We start from the raw sequence: 23,846 nt of genomic DNA on the forward strand, positions 1-23,846 counted from the left end.
AAAATATGGATTGCACTACTCAGCTACTGTTAATAACTCAGTTTCGAAGGAGGACCCCTGTTGTGAACTTCCCAGATGTTGGATCACATATCTTTCGAACCATTCTCATGTACTTTCTGGTGTATTGTGCAATGAGGGTTATGGGTAAACGTGAGATTGGTAAGCTATCCATGTTTGATCTTGTCGTGTCCATTATGCTTGCCGAGATGGCTGCTTTTGTCATTGAAGATATCGATAAACCGCTCTCTCATGGGATTGCCCCCATGCTTACCTTGATCATCGTACAGATCGGAATGGCCTTTATAGGTCTTAAAAGTCGGCGTCTTCGCCTGATGATTGATGGCAAACCTACGGTTTTGATCTCCAAAGGCGTTCTTCACCGAGATGAGATGCGGAAGCAACGATATAATCTGGATGATCTATTGCAGCAACTCCGCGAACAGAATGTTGACAGTATCGGTGAGGTGGATTATGCCATTTTGGAGACTACGGGTAAGTTGACCGTCTTTCCCAAGGATCAGAATGCTTCCAACGACAGCAATTCTTCAGGCTCTGATTCGGGAGGGACTTCTTCCAGTAAATCCAAAGCAGAGAAAAATCAGATTGATGGGCTGACAAATATCAAATACGAAGGTCTGCCGCTGCCCCTCATTATGGACGGTAAAGTTCAGGATCAGAATCTGGAAATCATCCAGAAAACAAGATTTTGGCTGAAAAATCAAATTCAACATAACGGAATTCTGGATTTCAAAGATGTATTTATATGCTCCATCGACCATAATGGTAAGATTTATGTAAGTCCAAAAGATGATAAAAAATGAAATTTATTTGCCTGACCGACGCTTGAACCATGCACCTATCAAAGGAGCACGGGACAGATCATGGAAGTCAATCATTTTGGTCCAGCCCATGACGATGAAATACACAATAAGCCCGACAAAAGGAGCGAGAATCATGCGGAGCCAGAAAGGCAAGATCATGGCAGTCTCTTCGTATACGAGTAGGGTCGCTGCTCCCATAATAAACATTCCGGCCCCCGTTTTGACCCAATCCATAATTTTGAAGCGGAACTGTAGCAGACTACGAACGCTTTGGGCGTGTAACAAGGTAACGACAGTAGAATTCACACAGATGGCGATGACTGCACCGAAAATCCCATATTCAGGACGGGAAGCGAGCGTCAAAATTAACGTGATTTTGATAACAGCACCGATGAATGTATTTAGCAGTGCTTTACCTGGACGATCAAGGGCTTGCAACGCAGCTTGAAGAGGAGCTTGAATATAAATGAACAAAGCAAAAGGAGCCATTAGCTTCAGCATGCTTCCGATCGATGCATCATTATACAGAACAAGACACATCGGTTCGGCAAGCACATACATAAACACAGAAAACGGAGCACCAGTCACGAGCGCCAAACGTAATGCCTGATGCATTCTTTTGTGAATCAGCGCGCGATCTCCCTGAGCAGAAGCTTCTGACAGTGAAGGCACAAGTGATGTCGCAAGCGATGAAGTCAGTGCCCCCGGCAACAGCAGCAAAGGAATAATCATACCTTGTAGTGCACCATATTGTGCTGTAGCGATTCCTTTGGATATGCCTGCCAGAGCCAGACTCTGGGCAGTAACGATAGTTTCGGCCAGATAGGATAGAGAACCAACCAATCGGCCTGCTGTAACGGGAATCGAGATTGCAAGCAATCGCCGGATTAAACCGGGCTGTGGAGTAGTGGTTTCTTTCATAACTGAAGGAATTGGGTTTAAAGCTTTGGCTGAAGGTTTGGTTGTTAGATTGGACATGTTCTGTTGCATAACGAGCGGTAACTCTTTCTTCTGCCTGTTATACTTCCACAAGAGTACAAGCATACCGCCAAATTCTCCAACAAGGGCTCCGAGCATGGCACCAGCAGCAGCTTGTGCAATACCGTGGGGGAGGAGAAGCCAGGCAAACCAAATGACACAGACGATGCGAATAATCGTTTCAACAATGGATGAAATGGCAGTAGGCATCATGTTTTGCTTGCCTTGGAAGTACCCTCTGTAGACGGCTGATACGGCGATAATGGCAATCATGGGGCTCATACTGACGAACGTATGATACACCCGCTCATCCGTGAGCACATACTTGGTAACCCAGGGTGCAAATAGGATGCACAAAAACATGAATACCACACCCAGGGTCAACGTAAAGCTTAAGCTTACTTGCAGGATTCGCTGGGGGGAATAACGATTGGCGCCAGTGTCAGCTTCGGCTACGAGCTTGGCTACGGCCAGCGGAATACCACCCGTAATTAATGTCACCAGTACGATAAAAAAGGGATAGCTCAATTGGTAGATGCCAACACCTTCTGCACCGATGACTCGTGGCAGCGCAATACGCGGGATGAAACCAAGTATTCGATTAATTATGCCTGCCGCGAGCAGGATCATGGCCCCCTGGATAAATGTCTGTTTCTTCAAGACTACCCCTCTTTCCCGGTTGAAAGTACAGGTTATCATCATAAACGGGACAAAGCCGTTGTTCTTCATCCTATGCCAGTCCTTCATCTTCTCATGACAACTTGGACACGATTAACAAAAAGAACCATAACCAGCAAGAAGGAATATGATCAGGCGAAGTCGAATGATGTAATATTGATGCCGCATAAAGGCTTGGATGTACGAAGGGAGGCTCCCCGTTGGAAGAAATGAATGATGTGGAGTTGGAACAGTCAATAGAGATGCTCTGCCGAAGCAAGGCGGAGGAATTAAGGCTTGTCGGTTACGAATATGTCACCAGCAAAGATGTCTGGAATTGCGTCAGTCATAAATATGAAAAACAGGGCATTCCACCGCTTCACCAGCTGGTGAACGACATTTTGTCACTGAAAGCAACAAGCTTTATGAACTTTATGACCGTGTCTGCATACCGGGGGTCCTCTTTCTAGACGAAAGGGATCTTTTTTGTTGAAAATTGACTGCTTTTTACGGCATCGCTATAATAGGAATATTGAGAACGAAAGGGGATCTAGGAACGGCATGAAAAGAATTATCAGTTTCATTCTGGTCGTGCTTGTCACCACAGGGGTAATGGTGGGAACAAGCCCGGAACTGCTCAAAAATATACGCTTGGGCCTTGATTTAAAGGGAGGCTACGAGATCTTATATGAAGCAGAGCCGCTCGAAGCAGGACAACAAGTCACCAAAGCATCTTTGGTGCAAACGGCCAAAAGTCTTGAAAGCCGCGCCAATGCGCTCGGAACAAGCGAACCGGAGGTAACCACTGAAGGAAGCAACCGGATTCGATTGAAGTTGGCAGGGGTTACGGATGAGGCTGAAGTTAGAGCCAAAATGAAAGAACCGGCTGTTCTGACCTTCCGTAGTAAAGCTGAGAATGACAAGGAAGGCGAATACACCAAAATTGAACTTCGCGGAAATGAATTTGTTGAGAATGCAGCCAAAGTTGTTTTTACAAGTTTGAATCAGCCGATGATTGACATCCAAGTGAAAGACAAAGCCAAGTTTTCCGAGATAACCAAACGTTTGATCGGACAACCTCTTGCTATCTATCTGGATGATCAGCTACTTTCTGCACCAACAGTTCAACAACAGTTGACAGATGGATCTGCCCAAATCTCAGGTGCCTATTCACGTGATGAAGCAAACCAGCTTCGTGACACCATTAACCTGGGTGCATTGCCACTGAAACTTACAGAGAAGTATTCACAAAGTGTTGGTGCAACACTTGGTAAGCTCTCTCTGGATCAGACAATTAAAGCGGGATTGATTGGTTCCGTTATTATTCTAGTGTTCATGATCGGGCTTTATCGTATTCCTGGCATTATCGCGAGTTTTGCCTTGATTACACATACGTGGCTGGTACTTGCAATCTTCTATTTAGGAGAATTCGTGCTCACCCTTCCAGGTATTGCGGCGTTTATCCTGGGTATAGGGATGGCGGTGGATGCCAATATCATTACGTACGAACGGATTAAAGAGGAAATGCGCAGTGGTAAGTCGATCTTGTCTTCGGTTAAAGCGGGTGGTAAACATTCCTTCCGAACAATCATCGACTCCAATGTCACAACCATTATTGCGGCCGCTGTTATGTTCTTCTTGGGTACAGGTGCGGTTAAAGGGTTTGCCCTCGTGCTGATTTTTGATATTGTGACCAGTATTATCACGAATATTTTCTTCTCCCGCTTCCTGCTGACCCTGCTCGTACGGGCTAACGTGTTGAAGAAGCCTAAGTACTTCGGAGTGAAGGAGAGTGAAATTCGTGCGCTTTAATTGGAATTTCGATTATATTAAAGGGAGTAAAATTGCCTATACATTCTCGATTATTTTGACTGTAGTAGGGATTATCAGTTTGCTCTCACTTGGATTAAACTACGCCGTTGACTTCCGTTCAGGATCAAATGTGGATATTACCGTATCCAAAGCCATTACAGCGGAGCAAATTAATCCAATCGTGAATGAACTGGGTGTTGACACAAAGGAAGTCCAGATTACAACTGGATCTGATCGGGTTAATATTCGATTCTCGAACGTACTGGATGAAAACCAAGAAAGCAAATTCAAGCAAGAATTTAGCAAACTGGATGAGACTGCTTCTTATGAAGTGAATACCGTTGATCCAGAAATGGCCAAAGAGCTTGAGCGTAATGCAATCTATGCGGTGCTGATTGCCAGTATCGGAATCATGATCTATGTTGCGATTCGATTCGAATGGCGATTCGCTTTGGCAGCAGTTGTTTCCATATTCCATGATGCCTTCGTAGTTATAAGTGTATTTTCTATATTCCGTCTTGAAGTGAATCTGACCTTTATTACGGCAGTGCTAACCATTGTCGGATTCTCTATCAACGATACCATCGTTATCTTTGACCGGATTAGGGAAAATCTGCGTTTTGCCAAAAAATCAACAAAAGCTGATCTGCGTGAAGTGGTAAACCGGAGTTTATCTCAAACGATGACGCGCTCGCTTAACACAACATTTACTGTATTTATAGCGTCACTCTGTTTGTTTATTTTTGGCGGAGAGTCTATTCGCATGTTCTCTCTGGCGATGGTGATCGGGACATTCTTTGGTGCCTATTCTTCGATCTTTATTGCAGCTCCATTATGGTTTACGCTTAAAGGTAAACAACAAACGAACAAGCCAAAAACAGTGGCTAAAGAATCTAACTAAACATCTTATTGTGAAGCCGCGTCTGCCAGGCGCGGTTTTGCAACTTTATGTACAGAAATAAGGGGGAATATTCATGACCAGAGAACATATCCCATCTGCTCAGGCTGCCACATGGAGTGGTATTGCTGGTAATATGGGACTTGCGGTAATCAAAGCGGGAGTCGGTTATATGGCAAACAGCAAATCATTGCTCGCTGACGGCTTGTATTCTGCTTCTGAAGCTGGTTCTGCCCTGGCAGGTCTCTTTCCCTCCAAGTCTGTACGTGATAAGAATAAGGCTCGCAGGGAGCGGTTTAAAGAACACTCACGGGTTGCCAGACCGGGAATCTCCGTATTGTTATCTGTGCTGATCCTCATGGGTGGATTACAGCTTGCCATCTCCGCATTGGGTAGTCTCTCCGGAAGTGAACCGGAAGCACCCGGCAAGTCGGTACTTTTGGTGGCTGTTGCAGCTCTGGCTGTAAAAGAAGCGATTTTTCAATTTCAGTACAGATATTTTCGCAAACGAAACCAGTCTCAGGCTTTAGCCTATGCACAGCAACATCGTCGTGCGCTCTATTGTTCTCTCACCGTGTTGATCGGCATTATAGGATCTATGGCTGGTGAAGAGACAGGTTTGAGCATGCTGCTCTACCTGGACCCTACGGCTGCATTGATTGCTTCCTGTTTTGTACTTCATAAGGGTTACCGAATGATTGTGGACACAGTATATGGTTCACTTGTTCAGGAACTGGAGCAGGAGGATGCGTCCGATTTCAAAGAGACTGTACAGCGCGTATACGGCATTATTACCATTGAGCACTTGGTTGCTCGGGAACAGGAACATGACGTTACGATTGAGTTGGTCGTTAGTGTGAATCCGAGAATCTCCATACTGGAAGCACAGGAAATTGCAAATCGGGCCAAGACACTATTGCTTACCCGGTTCAGTCATGTAAAAGAGGTACAGATTCAAGCGGTGCCTTATGATCCAGGCTATCCCTATAAATCCAATCATGAACTGCCCGATCACGAAGCGACATTAATTCAGTAGTGAAGCGCGGGTCCAGTAGATCAGGAAAGGAGCGTTATCTTTGCTTTATTCGCAATACCGGTGGAATACACCGAATATCAATTTGGAGGCGGCTGCGGGACTCTCGCAGGCGCTTTCCGTTTCCCCACTTGTTGGACGTTTGCTTGTGAGTCGAGGCGTGCACAATGAGAAGGAGGCCGAACGTTTTCTGCATCCTGATCTGAATCAAATGCATGATCCCTATCTGCTACTCGGCATGAATGAAGCTGTGCCTCGCATCAAATTGGCTTTGCAGCGCGAAGAACATATTTTGATCTACGGTGATTATGACGCCGATGGCGTATCCAGCACATCGCTCATGATCCATTTGATGCGTCATCTTGGTGCCTCGTACGATATCTATATCCCTCATCGCTCGAATGAAGGGTATGGATTGCACAACCATGCATTGGATTGGGCCCATCAACAAGGTGTTTCATTGATTATTACCGTGGATACCGGAATCAGCGCTGTTGAACAGATTGCCTATGCGGCAACACTGGGTATCGAAGTTATTGTGACAGACCATCACGAGCCGCCTGAAATTTTGCCAGAAGCCTTTACCCTTATTAATCCCAAACTTCCGGGATGTCCGTATCCCTTTAAAGGTTTGGCCGGAGCGGGAGTAGCCCTGAAACTTGCCCAGGCACTGATCGGGGAAGTGCCCGGTGAATGGATGGAGATTGCTGCCATCGGTACCGTGGCCGATCTGATGCCTTTGGAAGGGGAGAACCGGGTTATCGTCAGTTATGGAATAGAGTCGATGCGTGGTTCACGTCTTCCAGGTGTGGGGGCATTACTGGAAATCAGTGGAGTGGATCAAAGTCAGGTGACTTCAATTAATATTGCCTTTGCCATGGCTCCTCGTATTAATGCCAGTGGACGTTTGGATCATGCCGGGAGAGCGGTATCACTTCTCACCACGGAGAACCTGGATGAAGCTCATACGCTTGCGGGTCAACTTGATCTATTGAACAGAGAGCGGCAGCAAGTCGTAGAGGGCATACTACAAGAAGCAACGGCGCAGCTGGAACAAAAGATACAGCTACGTTCAGGAGCCATTCCGGATGTAATCGTATTGGCTGGTGAAGGCTGGAATGTTGGAGTGGTGGGTATTGTGGCTTCCAAGTTGCTGGAACGTTATTACCGACCTACACTTATTCTTGGAATTGATCCAGAGAGCGGTGTGTGTAAGGGCTCTGCGCGCTCCATTGAGGGCTTGGATATCTATGAGGCGCTCACAGTTAATAAACACAGTCTGGACCATTACGGGGGCCATCCTGCTGCAGCAGGTATGACCTTGCATCGGGATCAGCTGAAAGAACTTGAGGATGGCTTGAATGAGTTTGCTGCATCTGTATTGACTGAAGAGGACTTTGTACCTCAGCGTCTTGCAGATGATGAATGCAGAATCAGTGATGTTCCGCTGAAAGTGATCCAGGAGATCGACAGATTGCAGCCTTTCGGGATGAGCAATCCTTCGCCACGTTTTGTACTGAGAAGCGTGACTGTGAAGGAAACCAGAACGATGGGACGAGAGAAACGCCATTTGAAACTGGTTCTGGAACAGGATGGTCAACAACTGGAAACCGTCGCTTTTGGCAAGGGGGCGTTAGCGGAGTTCCTTCTCCCAGGTTCCGTTATTGATGTGATGGGAGAACTGTCCATTAATGAATGGAATGGGATGAGAAAACCGCAACTGATGCTTCAGGACATTCATGTTCCTCAGGTTCAAGTGTTTGATATGCGCGGTAATGCCGAGCCATTGAATGCGATGAAGCAATTCTTGAGCTCACTTGAGGTGCATCTGCGATACAAATCAGGTTCTGTTGGTGCTATTGTTCGGAAAGAAACAGACGTTTCCGAGGGAAATTCATTGTATGAACCTTGCCTTTGGGTATATGATAGAAAGGTCGGGTTATTTCCGTGTAATGCTGCTGCACAGCATTATGGACAGGAAGAAGTCCGGACGTTATTTGTGTTTGATACGCCGGAAACCCCGGAACAACTTGATGCCATGCTGGCTTTGTTCAGTGGAGCTGACAATATCATCCTTCTGCACGGATCAGGCAACCGCCGAGATCGCCTTCAGATGCCTTCCAGAGATCTCTTTAAGCGTATTTATATGCAGGTGTTGAAATGGAAAGCTGAACCCGTGGAGGAACAAGAGATTACTCCTGTGCTCAGTCGTCAGTGTGGTTGTTCACCGCGCATGATTACGATGATGTTGGATGTATTCGAAGAGCTTTCCTTCATTACCCGTGATAACGGCAAAATTGCGTTTGTGGATAACCCGCCTAAGCGTGAACTAACCGCTTCTCGTCACTATCAGGCGCTCGAAAACATGGCCGAGGTAGAACAGGTGATGCTGGATGCAGCCACACCGCAACTGACACAATGGATGATATCCCGGATGAAGGGCGTATCTTAGATGGAAGTTTGTGTATTTATTTTAGGAGGAGATTATTTTGGATTTTAAAGATTATATTCGTGTCATTCCTGACTTTCCACAACCGGGAATCAGCTTTAAGGACATTACGACATTGTTGAAAGATGGAGAAATGTACCGCAATGCGATCAATGAGTTGAAAGTGATGGTTTCTGATCTCAAAATTGATGTCATTGCTGGACCTGAAGCACGTGGTTTCGTTGTGGGCGCCCCTCTGGCGTACGCTCTTGGTGTCGGTTTTGCTCCGATCCGCAAAAGTGGAAAACTGCCTGGAGAGACGATTGAAGTCGGTTATGATCTCGAGTATGGCAAGGATACACTCGCGATGCACACAGATGCGATTGAGAAAGGTCAAAATGTCCTGATCGCAGATGATCTGCTCGCAACGGGTGGAACGATTGCAACTTCCATCAACTTGATTGAACAATTGGGTGGGAACGTTGTTGGTGCTGCATTCCTGATCGAGCTGACTGATTTGAATGGTCGTGCTAAATTGCCTGAAAAAATCGATGTATTTACATTGATGAACTACTAAGTTTAAATCTCCACTCGGAGTGTTGTGATTAAAACCTGAATTGCTTTTCCCTTTTCCCGGGAAATAATATACAGCATTAATGATTATAAAAAGCCTGTTCTATCCAACCTCAACGGTTGGATAGAACAGGCTTTTTTGATTTATATACGATACGGTGAAATTAATCAGGCGTTTTTTCAGTGATAGGCTGTTTCTGCGAATCGTCATTCAACCAACCCATTACTTCAAACAGTTTGAACAACAAGCTCATCAGGATTCCGACGATGGTTGCCAGTGCCATCCCTTTCAGATGAACGCCATAGAAGACAACCTCAGTACCACTCAGTCCAATCACCAGTACAAGTGTGGTAAGCAGCAGATTGGTTGGCTTGGCAAAATCGACTTTCTGCTCAACCAAAATACGCAGACCGGATGCAGCAATAACCCCGAAGAGAAGTAGTGATACTCCACCCATAACTGGCACAGGAATGTTGGCAACAAGCGCCGAGAATGTTCCTGAGAAGGAGAGCACGATGGCAATAACCGCTGCCCCACCAATGACATATGTGGAGTAGACGCGAGTCAGTGCCATAACACCGATGTTCTCACCATAGGTTGTATTGGGAGTAGATCCTACAAATCCGGAAAGGATGGTGGAGACCCCGTTACCAAGCAGGGAACGATGAAGGCCCGGGTCTTTCGAAAGATCCTTGCCCACAATGCTGCTCGTTACAAGCAAATGTCCGATATGCTCTACGATAACGACAAGCGCTACAGGTAAAATGGTGAAAATAACGGACCAGTCAAATGTAGGTGTTGTTACGGTTGGCAGTGAGATGAAATCTGCGTTTCCAATAGCTTGTTTGTCTACGAGACCCATTAAACTACCCAATACATAACCGGATACAATTCCGATTAAAATATGAATGATTTTGGGAAATCCACGGAACGTTACTGCACCAATTACTGTGATTCCCAATGTGACCATGGATAAAATAATTGGCTTGGCTTGAGGTGTCCAGTTGGGATATTTAAGGATATCGGGATTAATCAGACCTGCCATTCCTGCAGCCACAGGTACAAGCTCCAGACCAATCAGAGCAACGATCGCGCCCATAACCGCTGGTGGGAAGACTACGTTAATCCATCCGGTACCCGCAAATTTAATAATGAGGGCCACGAGACAGAAAACAAGTCCTGTTATGATAAAAGCTCCAAGTGCCATGGAGTAGCCATTCTCTGGATGTTGTTTTAATACCATTGTGACAGGTGCGATAAAGGCAAAACTGGAACCAAGATATGCGGGTATCTTTCCTTTACACATCAGTATGTACAATAGTGTTCCAATTCCGTTCATCAGCAGGATCATACTTGGATCGACACCGAACAGGTTTGGTACAAGCACCGTACTGCCAAACATGGCGAACAAATGCTGAAGGCTAAGCAGTGAACCTGAGCCAAGTGGCATCTTTTGATTAACCTGAATTTCGCGTTGCAATGAATTTCATCTCCTTTTCCGAAACACAAACTTTCAATAGATTACAGAGTTTCTCTTAATTAAGCAATAACATTTTTGACGCAGCAGAGCGATGGAATTTATATTTTCATGAATTATCCTTCTATTTCAGCAAATAACGGCAATAATACATAAGAAATAAAAAATGCATTCAATCCCTTGTGAGTCATAGGGAAACCGGTTAAAAGTAATACAGAGCACCAATATAAAAAATGGATAAGCGCTCTTATTCGTCAGCAGTTGACGGGAAACGGGCGAAGCGTCATAATTATAGGAAATTACTTTTACGGGGAACCTGTGTTGCAGCAATGTCACGGGTTCCATTTGGTATAGAAAGGACACGGAACAGATCAGAATGGGCATAGAGCAATTACTCGAGAAGGCCGGGGCATATATCAAAGAACCCGATCTGGTGCGCATACGAGAAGCTTACGAATTTGCTGATCAGGCCCACCATGGACAGACGCGAAAATCGGGAGAACCGTATATTCTGCATCCGCTTGCGGTTGCCGACATTGTTGTGAACATGCAGATGGACACCATCTCCATAATAGCAGCGCTTCTTCATGATGTAGTAGAGGATACTACGGTCTCACTTGAAGAGATCCGCAATCATTTCGGCAATACGTGTGCCATGCTTGTTGACGGCTTGACGAAGCTGGAACGTATTAAGTTCCGCTCCAAGGAAGAACAGCAGAACGAGAACTACCGCAAAATGTTCATCGCCATGGCGCAGGACATCCGTGTCATCGTGATCAAATTGGCTGACCGTCTGCATAATATGCGGACACTCAAGTTTCAATCGGAAGAAAGCCAGCGCCGGATTTCATATGAGACGCTGGAAATTTTCTGTCCGATTGCGAACCGTCTGGGGATCTCTGCGATCAAATGGGAAATGGAGGACATCGCCCTCCGTTATTTGAATCCGCAGCAATATTACCGTATTGCGAACCTGATGCACAAAAAGCGTGCCGAACGTGAGCAATATATCGATACGGTTATGGACGGAATTACGAACAAGCTCGATGAGATGGGCATTCAGGCAGACCTTTCTGGCCGTCCAAAGCATATCTACAGCGTGTTCAAGAAAATGACGACCAAAAACAAGCAGTTTAATGAAATTTATGATCTGCTTGCCATTCGTATTATTGTGGATAATATCAAGGATTGTTATGCTACCCTGGGAATTATACACACGTTATGGAAACCGATGCCTGGACGCTTTAAAGACTACATTGCAATGCCGAAGGCGAATATGTATCAATCGCTGCATACAACAGTAGTCGGTCCCAATGGCGAACCAACCGAGGTACAGATTCGGACATGGGATATGCACCGGACTGCTGAATTTGGTATCGCTGCTCACTGGGCATATAAGGAAGGCGCAGCGGCAGGTCCGCAATTTGAAGATAAAATTACGTTCTTCCGCGAAATTCTTGAACTCCAAAATGAAGCACAGGACGCGTCAGAATTCGTAGAATCGCTCAAAATGGATTTCTTCTCGGATCTTGTATTTGTATTTACACCAAAAGGAGAAGTCATTGAATTGCCAATTGGGTCTGTTCCTTTGGATTTTGCTTATCGAATCCATACGGAGGTTGGTAATCGGACCATCGGTGCCAAAGTGAACGGTCGAATTGTTCCGCTGGACTATCATCTGAAGACAGGTGATATCATCGAGATTTTGACGTCCAAACATTCTTACGGACCTAGCCAAGACTGGCTGAAAATTGCGAAATCTTCTCATGCACGAGCGAAGATCAAACAATGGTTTAAGAAGGAACGCCGTGAAGAAAACGTTGAAAAAGGTCGAGAGAGCTGTGAGCGTGAACTGAAACGCATGGGGCTTGATCCTTCTGCGTGGATGACGGATGACAAGTTGATGGAAGCTGCCAAAAAATATGCGTTTAATGATATTGAGGACATGCTTGCCGCTGTTGGCTTCGGTGGAATTACTGCTGCACAGATCGTAACCAAAGCAACTGAAAAGCTGCGTAAAGAGCAGGAAGAATCCAGTTTGCTGGAATTAAATTCCGAGATGCGCGAGCTGAAACCTGCACCTGAACGGAGAAATCGACCAACCAACGGCATTCGTGTCAAGGGCATCGATAATCTGCTTGTTCGATTTGCACGATGCTGTAATCCTGTGCCTGGGGATGACATTATCGGATACGTTACACGCGGACGCGGCGTTTCCGTGCACCGTAGTGACTGTCCGAATATTCCGACAAGTGCAGACGGAGAAGAAGCAGCACGTGTTATTGAGGTCGAGTGGGAAGAGAATATCGAAGCGAGTTACAGTGTGGATATTGAGATTACAGGCCATGATCGGAATGGCTTGCTTAATGAGGTACTTCAGGCTGTATCTGAAAGTAAAACCAATATTTCTGCCGTTACCGGACGGACAGATAAAAATAAATTAGCATTGGTGCACGTCACAATTCTGATTCGTAATACGGATCATCTGCAATCCGTTGTAGATCGGATCAAACGGGTGAAAGATGTCTATTCGGTGCATCGGATTATGCAGTAAGGAGCCTGTAAGATGAGGGTGCTTGTTCAACGCTGTAAAGAGGCTCAGGTGACTGTGGGAGACGAACTGACGGGTAAGATCGAATCCGGATTAATGTTGCTCGTAGGTATTACCCATGAGGACACGGAGAAGGATGCTCAGTATCTGGCTGACAAAATTAGCGGGTTACGGATATTTGAGGATGATCAGGAGAAGATGAACCTCAGCCTGCTTGATGTAGGCGGTGCTGTACTGTCCGTTTCCCAGTTCACCCTGTACGGAGATTGTCGCAAAGGAAAGCGTCCTAGCTTTGCAGCTGCGGCCCGACCGGAAGCGGCAGAACGTTTATATGAGACGTTTAATCAACTTTTACGAGATAAAGGGATTCAGGTTGAAACCGGCCGTTTCGGAGCGATGATGGATGTAACATTTACCAACTGGGGACCCGTGACTTTGATGCTTGAAAGTCCGGTTCGTTAGGAACCACGTGCATAATTTCTTCGGGTTCAGGCCATAATGAAGGATAATTCGTTGATGACTATTTTATGATCAAAGGAGTATCCAGCCAATTATGCGCCAATCTGCGAAAGAAACACGTATCCGTACAGAACCTTTGTTACTCCCTGGCAACCTGTATGAATCATTGCATCTTGCCCGTGCGGCTGCTGAGTGTGTTGCAACGATCTGGGCACTTGAGGATTCCGACAAAGGGAAACAGAGTCATCTTCCGCGATCTTGATTGTCCACACTTGTATAAACATCTGAAATTTGGATTATACAGATTTTGAAAAAGACCTGATTCCTCACCGAATCAGGTCTTTTTGTCATGAGTTGATTTTTATAAAATACTCGTTAGTCGATTTTCCTAGAAAATGAAATTACATCGGATTGTTATAAATTGCTCTGGTGAGGGTAATAACAAAACGAGGCACAACGAAGTGCCATTGTACTGCAAGGCCCGATTCATAAAGAAAGTTCGAACACGGAAAGGAGAACATACATTATGAGTAAAGTTGCTTTTTTATTGGCGAATGACTTTGAAGATTCGGAGATGCAGGTGCCGTATGACGAAGTAAAAAAAGCTGGACACGAAGTGGAGATTATCGGTTTAAAAGCTGGTGAGACCCTTAAAGGTAAAGGAGGAAAAGCCTCCTATACGACAGATAAGGCGATTGCTGACGCATCCGCTTCAGAGTATGATGCAGTCGTGATTCCTGGTGGATCATCCCCTGAGAATTTGCGAAGTGATGCGCACATCTTGAAGTTTGTCACCGAGATCAACAGTGCGAAGAAACCAATCGCGGCGATATGCCATGGTCCGCAGATTTTGGCTAGTGCCGATCTGTTGAAAGGCCGTACGATTACATCCTATCCACCGCTCAAGGATGACATGGTAAACGCAGGAGCAGAGTTCAAGGATCATGAGGCTGTTGTGGATGGAAACTATATTACATCCCGAACGCCTGAAGATGAGCCAGCATTTGTGCGTGAACTGTTAAAAGTGATTTAACTTCACCAGTTTTAACTGACATACATTGAAGTATTGTAACTACGTTACATCGTGACTTATACAAACTTCACGTTTGCATTTCATTCCGAAAAAGGAGGGTTTGACATGACAAAACATATTCAGGCGTATTTTCGAACCGAAGACGAGGCGGAGGGAGCAAGAACTTCACTTCAGACGTTCCGTACAGAGCATTTGGAAGTAGGTCAACTCGATAGTGCGATTGGTAGAGACACGCGTGTTATGGTACCACTGGTACCATATAATACTGCGGGTGGTGTAGGCACGAACGGAGCAATGGGTGTTGGTGCTGCTCCCGGTGTTCCAGCCAGCGAAAATGTGATCCCTGTGGTATCCAATGTGGATCGTGATGCAGAACGGGACTCTCGTGACAGAGTGAATGAGGATGGAGACATGCTGGATGCTGCAGACGTGTCTTCGGCCGATTATGATGATCTGCACTATGTTCTGTCTGCCAAAGTAAGGGATGAGGACTATGACGAGATTGTTCATAAGCTTCGTTCCAACCATGCCTATGTGGAAGAACTGAATTAACGTGTAGATCCCTTTTGCCCTTGCACTGCTTGACTACAGAGTCGAGTAATGTGCAAGGGCTTTTAATTATGTCTATACTTTTCAAAGAAATAAAGCGCTATCATTTTTGTAATATTACTGTAATATTAGTTACATAAGCCTTTAACATAGTGGGCTTATAATAACACACATGACCCCCTTTTTTTATATATCTTTTGAGCCTGCACACCGTGTGCAGGCTATTTTTTTGCAATGAAAATGTATATGTTTTGTGTAAAGCTTACCCCTTTATATAATTTTTGCTAGAATAGAGGAATGGATTCGAATATATTAAAGCCAGTTGTTTCATAGTTTAGCTTCATCGGATGGTATATCAAGCATCAAGCAAGCATTTAGCATTTGGGCTCAGGCGAATGCAATTCAACGACAGTGTGTATGAGGAACACATCGCCAGAGAGAACCGCCTTATTGCACATGAACAGTATAAAAGGAGTTTCGGGTTGTCTTTAATCCTTCTAATACTCGCAGAAACGCCCCCGTCCTTATACAAGGGCGGGGTAGCCGTTCTGCTTGCTCGCTGGAAACTGCAAATCATATAGAATGCCTCGTACGAGAAACGGCACCTAAATGTTAATGCAACTGTGTTCTCATACAACTGGCTAGTGACAGATTTAAGGGGGAATTAGTTTTGAGTAAGGTTGGAAGAAATGAGTTATGCCCATGTGGAAGCGGGAAAAAATATAAGAAGTGCTGTTTGAATAAGGAGTCTTCACCCGCAGAATCTATACTGCGCCTGATATCAACGGAGCAGCCTGTCCAAGAAGCTACAGTTCAGCCTGAGAGCAAGCTGACTCCAACCAAACTGAAAAGGATGGTAACGCAAGAGCTGAAATGGGAACATCCTTCTCACGAACAGTTGGCCCTGGAGCTGATTGAGAACATGCGGAACCAATACGAGGGTGAGCTGATTTCGGAAGCTCTGATGTTATGGAACGGTTATTCCCGCCAGACGCGCCCCACTGTGAAGAAGACAGGTTCCTTCTGTGCTGCAATTGAATATTTGCTGTCCGAGGAATACGGCTTCAATGTCTCAAAACCTGATATGGCCACTAAATATGAGGTAACGACAGGTACGATCTCCCGGAAGGTCAATGAGATGTTCAGTTACATTGAAGAATACGGAATGGGCGGCGAAACGGACGAGCTAATGGTGCTGAACGGTCCAGGTACACCAAAGGACAAAGCGGAGGCTCTGCTACATAAGGCGAGGGAAGCCAGTTCTGCCAAACGCAAAATACAACTGGCGAAAACGGTGCTGGAGGTATATCCTGACAGCTCGGATGCATATCTTATACTGGCTGAGGAATCGGACAACGAGTCAGATGCACGGGCTTACCTCAAGGCCGGAATTGCTGCTGGAGAACGCGAACTGGGTGACCTGTTTTTTGAGAAGAACAAAGGGCACTTCTGGGGGCTTCAAGAGACTCGTCCATATATCCGGGTATGCAAAAGCTACGCGGAATCTTGCTGGTTTGGTGGGGATACCCAAGAAGCGGCACAAACCCTGGAGCGGTTGCTGGAACTTAATACGGAAGACAATACCGGAGCACGTTACCTGCTCGCTGCTGTGTATCTGTACAGCAACCAATTGAAGCAGGCAGAACAATTGATGGCGAAGTATGGAAAAGGTGGCGCCTCAACGGCCTTTGCCTATGACCAGATCATTCTGGAGTATAAGAAAAATGGAATCACCTCGCAGCTCGAAAAGCTGTACCGTGTGGCTCGGGGGATGAACAAACATGTGCCGGATTACCTGCTGGGTTTGAAACGCCTGCCGCATAACCTCCCTGATTTTGTCGGGATGGGCGATTCCAATGAAGCGATTGAATATGTCATTATGCACTCCCGTCTATGGGCGAGCATGCCTGATCTGCTGAAGTGGATGCTGAAACAATAGAGTTATGTAGGGATTGGAGTTGGAATTCGTTTGAGGAATCCAGCTTCTATCCGCCATAATTGGAGTGTACTCTCTATCCAGTACGGCGTGTGCTTAGAATTTTTTTAATGCTATCTTTTCATGTTAACCCTTGACTTTAGCACTGCGGTTCATTACAATCAGAAAATAATACGTTGACTATAGTCAATACAAGTCGATTTTTGAACTATATTACTGATTTGATGACGGGACCAAGTACTCCGTGCCCACATGACCAGAGAGGAATCCCCAGGCTGTAAGGATTCTCTTGATGAGCGGACGAATGACTTCCCCGAGAACAGACGGCGAACATGGCAGACATGATCTGTTGACCAGTAGCCGGCCTGCGCAGGACGTGCGTTACACGTAGAGCGGAATATCTGCTTGATCAGGGTGCAATAGGCAATCCTGAATCATCAGAGATCACCTGAACGGCTAAAGTGTCAGGTTTCCGAAATGTGGGTGGTACCACGGGTGAATGTATATTACACAATCTCTCGTCCCTTTGTTTGCTGTATATACAGCGACAGGGCGAGGGATTTTTTTGTTATATAAGTTGATTTAAAAGAAATACACGAAAACGGAGAGGGCAGAAAAAACCTGTAAAAGCGAAGCGTTCGCCTGAAAGCTTTCTGAAAGAAAGCTGCATCGGAAGCATATGCTATCACCGGATTTTCACATTTAGAATGAAAATTTAAAAAATCTGGGGATAACAGCGATTGTAAGGTTGATCTGCCAGCGCAGTGATCACGTGTAGAATTTTTAACTGTAGAGAAAAAAATCAATGCTGGAGGGATCAAGATGGCTTTTCAAAAACCGACGGGGACGCAGGACTTACTTCCTGGAGTTGTCGAGAAATGGCAGTACGTAGAAGAAAAAGCACGAGATCTGTGTCGACGGTTTAATTACCGCGAGATTCGTACACCGATCTTCGAACAGACTTCTTTATTTGTACGTGGTGTAGGAGAGACTACCGATATCGTTGAGAAAGAAATGTATACCTTTGATGACAAAGGCAATCGCAGCATGACTCTTCGTCCAGAGGGAACAGCCGGTGTTGTCCGTGCGTATGTAGAGAATAAAATCTACGGCGAACCGGATGTGAGCAAGTTGTATTACATCGGTCCGATGTTCCGGTATGAGCGTCCGCAGGCAGGTCGTCAGCGTCAGTTCCACCAGTTTGGTGTAGAAGCCATCGGTGCACTGGACCCGGCGATTGATGCCGAAGTCATCGCACTGGGCTACCAGTTGTGTGTAGAGCTCGGCTTGAAGGATGTTAAAGTGGAGATCAACTCCGTTGGCAACTCGACTAGCCGTGCAGAATACCGCGAGACATTACTTGGGTTCCTCAGACCGATGAAAGACAGCCTGTGCAAGGACTGCCAGTCCCGCATGGAGCGCAATCCGCTGCGTGTACTCGACTGCAAAGTCGATCAGGACAAATTCGTAGGGGCGCCTTCCATACTGGATAGCCTGGATGAAGAGTCTTTGAATCACTTTGCCAAGCTGCAGGCATACCTGGATGATTTCGGAGTAGATTATGCTGTGAACAATCGTCTGGTACGGGGCTTGGATTATTACACGCTGACTGCGTTTGAATTAAAAGCCCAAGGGATTGGAGCAATTGATACGGTTGGTGGCGGTGGCCGGTACAATGGTCTCGTTGGAGATATCGGCGGACCTGATCAGCCGGGCATCGGCTTCGGTATTGGTCTGGAGCGTATTCAACTGATTCTGGAGCACCAAAATATTGAGGTGACTACGCTCGCTCCACTGGATGTGTACTTTGTTGCTCTGGGAGAGGCCGCTGATCGTGAAGTGAACCGACTGTTGTTCAAAATTCGTCAGTCTGGACTGTCTGGGGAACGTGATTATCTGGGCCGCAAGATGAAAGCCCAGATGAAATCAGCTGATCGTTTCAAATCCCGCTATACCGCCATCCTTGGTGATGACGAGCTGGAGCGTGGTGAGATCGCCCTCAAGTCGATGGATACGGGAGAGCAACAAACCGTGAAGCTTGATGATCTGGTAGCAGCCATTCGCGAAAGTAAATAAGCACGAACTGTAAAATGGAGATTAAAACGTTCCATTAACACATTGATCCGGCAAAATTACTGAGGTTCATCAACGTTTCCAACGAATGGGGAGCTGGTGAGCCAGAGGTAACAAGCCTTTTCGAATACATGATCTACACGTAACCGGACTGTTGAAGAGCAGGTAATAACTGTCCATACAGAACGGAAATTCACATAATGAGGAGTTTGGTTATGAAAAGAAGTCATCATTGCGGCGCATTAACACCCGCACACATCGGTGAAACAGTAACATTGAACGGTTGGGTTCAAACCCGTCGTGACTTGGGGGGCGTACTCTTCATCGATCTGCGTGACCGCAGCGGGATTGTACAAGTTGTCTTTAACCCGGCTTATTCCGGCGAAGCTCTGCAAATTGCAGATCGTGTACGTAGCGAGTATGTTATCGCTGTAACGGGTAAAGTCGTTAAACGTGATGCAGAAACAGTGAACAAAAATCTGCCTACTGGCGAAATTGAAGTTCAAATCACTGAAATCGAAGTGCTGAACGCAGCCAAAACACCTCCATTCTTCATCGAAGATGGTGTAGAAGTGGATGAATCCCTTCGTTTGAAATATCGTTACCTGGACCTGCGTCGTCCGGAAATGTTCGAAACACTGAAACTGCGTTCCAAAGCATCCAAAGTGTTCCGTGACTATCTGGATGGAGAAGAGTTTGTTGAAGTGGAAACACCAATCCTGACGAAGAGCTCCCCGGAAGGTGCGCGTGATTATCTCGTACCGAGCCGTGTGCATGAAGGTGAATTCTTCGCTTTGCCACAATCCCCACAAATCTACAAACAATTGCTGATGGTGGGTGGACTTGAGCGTTATTATCAGATCGCTCGCTGTTTCCGGGATGAGGATCTGCGTGCAGACCGTCAACCCGAATTCACGCAAGTCGACATCGAGACTTCCTTCCTGCAACAGGATGACCTGCTGCCAATGATGGAAGAACTGATGGCCAAATTGTTGCGTGAAACCAAAGGCATTGAGCTGGAACTGCCTTTCCAACGGATTACGTATGCAGATGCAATGGGTAAATACGGTTCAGACAAACCAGATCTGCGCTTCGGTATGGAACTGGTTGAAATGAACGATATCGTAGCAAACAGTGGTGTGAAAGTATTTGCTTCCGTCATCGAAAAAGGTGGAGAAGTGAAAGTGCTCAACGCTAAAGGTTGTGGCACATGGAGTCGTAAAGAGATTGATGATCTCGGACCATTTGCTGCACGTTACGGTGCGAAAGGTCTGGCTTGGATTCAAGTAAAAGACGGCGAGTTCAAAGGGCCAATCGTGAAGTTCTTCACGCCTGAAGAGATCGAAGCTGTCAAAGAACGTACAGGTGCTGAGGATGGCGACTTGTTGCTCTTCTCCGCAGACACGAAAAAAGTGGTTGCTGACGTACTGGGCGCATTGCGTCTGAAAATCGGCCGTCAACTCGGCCTGATCGATGACAGCAAATTCAAATTTGCTTGGGTTGTGGACTTCCCACTCCTTGGATATGATGAAGACGCCAAACGTTATGTGGCAGAACACCATCCGTTCACACGTCCAAAAGACGAAGATGTACATCTGTTCGACACAGATCCGGGTGCTATTCGTGCTCAAGCCTATGACCTTGTTCTCAATGGTTATGAAGTAGGTGGCGGTTCGATGCGTATCTACAAACGTGACGTTCAGGAGAAAATGTTTGCTGCCCTTGGACTCTCTCCAGAAGTAGCGAATGAGAAATTCGGCTACCTGCTCGAAGCATTCGAATATGGAACTCCACCGCATGGCGGAATCGCCTTTGGTCTTGACCGTTTGGTGATGTTGCTGGCGGGCCGCACGAATTTGCGTGAAACGATTGCCTTCCCGAAAACGGCAAGTGCAACGGATCTGCTGATGAATGCACCTTCCGAAGTGGATGACTCGCAATTGGAACAACTTCATATTCGCGTAGCCCGTAAACCGGTAGCGGAAAAGAAATAAAGGAGGCATCGATTCTCAATGCTCCATCAATTTTCAAGAACAGAGCTTGCGATCGGACCTGAAGGTCTGGACGCATTGAAAAATAGTACAGTCGCTGTGCTCGGTATTGGCGGCGTGGGTGGAATTGCTGTAGAAGCTCTTGCCCGTAGCGGCGTTGGACGCATCATTCTGATTGATAAAGATGTCGTGGACATTACCAACATCAACCGCCAGATTCATGCGCTGACCACAACAGTGGGACAGAAAAAAGCGGACCTGATGGTGGAACGGGTGAAACTGATCAATCCGGAATGTGATGCCATTGCATTGAATATGTTTTACACGGAAGAAACGTATGAGGAACTGTTCAAATATGAACTGGATTATGTGCTGGATGCATCCGACACGATTATCTACAAAATCCATCTCATTAAAGAGTGCCTGAAACGTAAAATTCCGATGATTTCCAGCATGGGTGCGGCGAATAAAATGGATCCAACGAAATTCCAGGTTGCGGATATTTCGAAAACGACCATGGACCCGATTGCCCGTGTTGTGCGTACCACACTTCGTAAAGACGGCATTAAAAAAGGTGTAAAAGTGGTCTTCTCAACTGAAAAGCCGATGAAACCGCGCGAGGACGTAACCCAAAAAATCGTTCCCGAGAATGCTCCGGAAATTCGCAAGGCCAAACAGCCACCTGCGAGTAACTCATTCGTGCCTCCGGTAGCCGGACTGATTATGGTCAGTGTTGCGATTAAGGATTTGTTAGAAATTGCAGAGAACAAGCAACAATAACTTGCTGCCAACAGAAGAAGCGTAGATGCCCTTAAGGCATCTGCGCTTTTTTGTATGATTATACCCCGGAAGATGGAGCGGATGAGACATCAAACGTCTATGATAGACGAACCGCATTCCTGAAGAAATGTCAGAGTTACGTCATGTACTTCAACGTCAAAACCGTGTATGATATTCACTGCTGCGCGAAATGATGATACATACATAAAAGAATTTGCGGCTATATAAGCTGAATAAGGTTTACACAAGAACGAAGAGGACAGAAGAAACCTGAAGAAGCAGAGCGTTCGCCTAAAAGCTTTCTTAAAGAAAGCTACATCGGAAGCATACGCTATCACCGGATTCGTACATTTAAAAATTCAAACAAAAAATCTGGGGATAACAGCGATCGGAAGGTTGTTCTGTTAACGTAGTGGTGGAGTGTAAATACTTAGTTATTCAGCTTATATAGAGAGAGGGGAATAGAACGAAATGAAACACGGATGGATGGCCAGACGTCTTGGCATGGAGCCAGGAGACCAGTGGAAGAAGGAAGTTGTGGCAGGAGCCATTTCCTATTTTGCCGTGGTCTATATCGTTATGGTCAATGCTACAATTCTTTCCGATGCCGGAATGCCTTTGCAGGCAGCTATGGTTGGAACCCTGCTGACATCGATCGCAGGCTGTTTACTCATGGCATTTGGCGGAAAATCACCGATTATCGTTGTACCCGGAATGGGGATTAATGCATTTTTCACGTATACACTCGTACATTCCATGAAATTAAGCTGGCAAGAAGCGCTGGCCGTTGTAACCGTTACAGGTATATTGTTTGCCATTGTTGCGTTTACTTCTCTATACAAAATGATCAGCGAAGCCATTCCCAAAAATCTGCAGCATGGTATTACGGTGGGGATTGGTTTGTTCCTCACATTTATTGGTTTGCAAAAAAGTGGAATCGTTATCGCGCATCAGACGACATTTGTCGCGATTGGTCACTTTAATGATCCGAATGTCATTACAGCCTGCGTTACGCTGGTGCTGGCCTTGATTTTATTTATCCGTAATGTGCAAGGCGGACTTCTGATTAGTATTTTGGTCGGGACAGGTCTTGCCTATGTACTTGGAGCAGTGAACCCGGGTGAATCCGTATCAGCGATGGATGCGCTACGTCAATATGGCGGTTTGTTTGGTGAATTGTCCTTGATGAAGCTGGCTGATGTAGCATTCTGGATCGCGGTATTTTTGCTGCTGCTGATTGTGGTGTTCGAAAATATCGGTTTAATTACAGCTCAGACACAGATGATTGGTCGTCCGAAGCGCTTCAAGGGAAGTCTGCGGGCACTATCGATTAGTACCGTGCTGGCAGGCATATTTGGAAGCAGTCCCCCAGTGGCCGCCGCCGAGACGACAGCTGGTATTGCCGCAGGTGGACGCACAGGGTTAACTCCACTCGTTACAGCCGTGTTGTTTGGGGCAACCTTTTTCTTCATCCCTCTGCTCGGTTACATTCCAGACAGTGCGATTGCACCCATTTTGATCATTATTGGCGGTCTGATGGTGCAAGGTGTGAAAGATATGGACTTTGGTGACTTTACAGAGGCTTTTCCCGCATTTTTGATTATGGTCATGATTCCATTCACATATAGCATCGTGGACGGGATGGCGTTTGGATTTATTGCCTATCCACTTGCGAAGCTGGCAGCAGGTCAGGGTAAGCAGGTGCCTGTGGTCATGTATGGCATATCCATCCTCTTTTTGGCCAATTTTGTGCTGCACGGCATCTTGTAAAGTTGTGTTATACAACAAAAGGCAAC

The 23,846-nt window shown here is 46.1% G+C and carries 19 protein-coding genes; 17 read left to right on the forward strand and 2 right to left on the reverse strand.

Annotation, left to right across the window (positions count from 1 at the left end; all coding sequences use genetic code 11):
• The first annotated feature begins 107 nt into the window (after positions 1-107).
• Entirely contained in the window at positions 108-821 is a 714-nt protein-coding gene (locus ACX9NY_RS00110) for a YetF domain-containing protein (protein ID WP_445252622.1), read from the forward strand.
• Between the two features lie 3 nt (positions 822-824).
• Here the strand turns inward: ACX9NY_RS00110 and spoVB are convergent, their stop codons facing one another.
• Positions 825-2,459, reverse strand: a complete 1,635-nt coding sequence (gene spoVB / locus ACX9NY_RS00115) for a stage V sporulation protein B (protein WP_339237030.1) — start codon at positions 2,457-2,459, stop codon at positions 825-827.
• A 227-nt stretch (positions 2,460-2,686) separates the two neighbouring features.
• On the opposite strand from spoVB, the gene ACX9NY_RS00120 reads away from it, so the two are divergent.
• From ACX9NY_RS00120 to ACX9NY_RS00145, 6 genes are all read left to right on the forward strand, one after another.
• Entirely contained in the window at positions 2,687-2,926 is a 240-nt protein-coding gene (locus tag ACX9NY_RS00120) for a post-transcriptional regulator (RefSeq protein WP_036617497.1), read from the forward strand.
• Positions 2,927-3,017: 91 nt separating this feature from the next.
• Entirely contained in the window at positions 3,018-4,268 is a 1,251-nt protein-coding gene (secD, locus tag ACX9NY_RS00125) for a protein translocase subunit SecD (RefSeq protein ID WP_339237028.1), read from the forward strand.
• Positions 4,258-5,169, forward strand: coding sequence for a protein translocase subunit SecF (gene secF / locus ACX9NY_RS00130; protein WP_339237024.1), 912 nt, complete (start codon positions 4,258-4,260; stop codon positions 5,167-5,169). Before secD ends, secF begins: the two co-directional genes overlap by 11 nt.
• Positions 5,170-5,242: 73 nt before the next feature.
• On the forward strand, positions 5,243-6,202 hold the full coding sequence (locus tag ACX9NY_RS00135) for a cation diffusion facilitator family transporter (RefSeq protein WP_472476652.1): 960 nt from the start codon (positions 5,243-5,245) through the stop codon (positions 6,200-6,202).
• A 40-nt stretch (positions 6,203-6,242) separates the two neighbouring features.
• Positions 6,243-8,651 (forward strand): single-stranded-DNA-specific exonuclease RecJ, encoded by a 2,409-nt coding sequence (recJ, locus tag ACX9NY_RS00140; RefSeq protein WP_472476653.1) that lies wholly within the window; start codon positions 6,243-6,245, stop codon positions 8,649-8,651.
• Between the two features lie 37 nt (positions 8,652-8,688).
• A complete protein-coding gene (locus tag ACX9NY_RS00145) occupies positions 8,689-9,204 on the forward strand; it encodes an adenine phosphoribosyltransferase (RefSeq protein WP_124115601.1) in 516 nt (171 codons plus the stop codon).
• A 160-nt stretch (positions 9,205-9,364) separates the two neighbouring features.
• Here ACX9NY_RS00145 and uraA read toward each other — a convergent pair whose 3' ends face one another.
• Positions 9,365-10,681 (reverse strand): uracil permease, encoded by a 1,317-nt coding sequence (gene uraA / locus ACX9NY_RS00150; RefSeq protein ID WP_339237017.1) that lies wholly within the window; start codon positions 10,679-10,681, stop codon positions 9,365-9,367.
• A 373-nt stretch (positions 10,682-11,054) separates the two neighbouring features.
• Here uraA and ACX9NY_RS00155 point away from each other — a divergent pair, with 373 nt between their 5' ends.
• The 10 genes from ACX9NY_RS00155 to ACX9NY_RS00200 all read left to right on the forward strand — a co-directional run bounded on the left by ACX9NY_RS00155 (position 11,055) and on the right by ACX9NY_RS00200 (position 23,820).
• Complete coding sequence (locus ACX9NY_RS00155; RefSeq protein WP_339237014.1) at positions 11,055-13,232, forward strand: RelA/SpoT family protein; 2,178 nt, start codon at positions 11,055-11,057, stop codon at positions 13,230-13,232.
• A gap of 12 nt (positions 13,233-13,244) precedes the next feature.
• Positions 13,245-13,691: a D-aminoacyl-tRNA deacylase gene (gene dtd, locus ACX9NY_RS00160; RefSeq protein WP_339237012.1), complete on the forward strand. Its 447-nt coding sequence runs from the start codon at positions 13,245-13,247 to the stop codon at positions 13,689-13,691.
• A 91-nt stretch (positions 13,692-13,782) separates the two neighbouring features.
• Positions 13,783-13,950 carry a hypothetical protein gene (locus tag ACX9NY_RS00165; protein WP_253440218.1) on the forward strand — a complete coding sequence of 56 codons (168 nt, stop codon included), beginning with the start codon at positions 13,783-13,785 and terminating at the stop codon, positions 13,948-13,950.
• 264 nt (positions 13,951-14,214) lie between these two features.
• Entirely contained in the window at positions 14,215-14,721 is a 507-nt protein-coding gene (locus tag ACX9NY_RS00170; RefSeq protein ID WP_339237008.1) for a type 1 glutamine amidotransferase domain-containing protein, read from the forward strand.
• Between the two features lie 105 nt (positions 14,722-14,826).
• Positions 14,827-15,273 (forward strand): hypothetical protein, encoded by a 447-nt coding sequence (locus ACX9NY_RS00175; RefSeq protein ID WP_215074538.1) that lies wholly within the window; start codon positions 14,827-14,829, stop codon positions 15,271-15,273.
• A gap of 667 nt (positions 15,274-15,940) precedes the next feature.
• Complete coding sequence (locus ACX9NY_RS00180; RefSeq protein ID WP_342570880.1) at positions 15,941-17,209, forward strand: SEC-C metal-binding domain-containing protein; 1,269 nt, start codon at positions 15,941-15,943, stop codon at positions 17,207-17,209.
• Positions 17,210-18,028: 819 nt separating this feature from the next.
• Positions 18,029-19,282: a histidine--tRNA ligase gene (gene hisS, locus ACX9NY_RS00185; RefSeq protein ID WP_339237003.1), complete on the forward strand. Its 1,254-nt coding sequence runs from the start codon at positions 18,029-18,031 to the stop codon at positions 19,280-19,282.
• A gap of 212 nt (positions 19,283-19,494) precedes the next feature.
• Complete coding sequence (gene aspS / locus ACX9NY_RS00190) at positions 19,495-21,273, forward strand: aspartate--tRNA ligase (protein WP_091027644.1); 1,779 nt, start codon at positions 19,495-19,497, stop codon at positions 21,271-21,273.
• Between the two features lie 18 nt (positions 21,274-21,291).
• The gene (locus ACX9NY_RS00195) at positions 21,292-22,050 is read left to right on the forward strand and encodes a tRNA threonylcarbamoyladenosine dehydratase (RefSeq protein WP_091020457.1); all 759 of its coding nucleotides are present in this window, start codon (positions 21,292-21,294) and stop codon (positions 22,048-22,050) included.
• Positions 22,051-22,521: 471 nt separating this feature from the next.
• On the forward strand, positions 22,522-23,820 hold the full coding sequence (locus ACX9NY_RS00200) for an NCS2 family permease (protein ID WP_339236997.1): 1,299 nt from the start codon (positions 22,522-22,524) through the stop codon (positions 23,818-23,820).
• The last annotated feature ends 26 nt before the right edge of the window (positions 23,821-23,846 follow it).

Source organism: Paenibacillus sp. CB74, assembly GCF_055687625.1.